General features: G+C 69.3%; 1 protein-coding gene. It reads right to left on the bottom strand.

Annotated elements, in window-relative coordinates:
* The coding region (locus tag RKE29_RS30555; RefSeq protein ID WP_312008927.1) for a polyketide synthase at window positions 1–388 on the bottom strand (388 nt) is incomplete at both ends.

Below are 388 nucleotides of genomic sequence, written 5' to 3'. Positions count from 1 at the left end.
TACCTCGCCCGCGGTGTTTTCGCTGGGCGGTGCGGCGGTGGGTGGTGGCTCTTCCAGCACCACGTGTGCGTTGGTGCCGCTGATGCCGAAGGATGACACGCCGGCGCGGCGTGGCCGGTCTGTCTGCGGCCAGGGCACGGGCTCGGTCAGCAGTTCCACGTTGCCGGCTGTCCAGTCCACATGCGGTGTCGGCTGATCCACGTGGAGGGTGGGGGGCAGTATGCCGTGGCGCATGGCCATGACCATTTTGATGACGCCCGCGACGCCCGCGGCGGCCTGCGTGTGCCCGATGTTGGATTTCACGGACCCGAGTCGCAGCGGTCGTCCGGCGTCCCGTCCCTGTCCGTAGGCGGCGAGTAGGGCTTGGGCTTCGATGGGGTCGCCGAGG

Source organism: Streptomyces sp. B1866, from assembly GCF_031932565.1.
Lineage (GTDB): Bacteria > Actinomycetota > Actinomycetes > Streptomycetales > Streptomycetaceae > Streptomyces.
The sequence above is the reverse complement of the archived record's forward strand: the minus strand, read 5'-3'. Positions and strand labels throughout refer to the sequence as shown.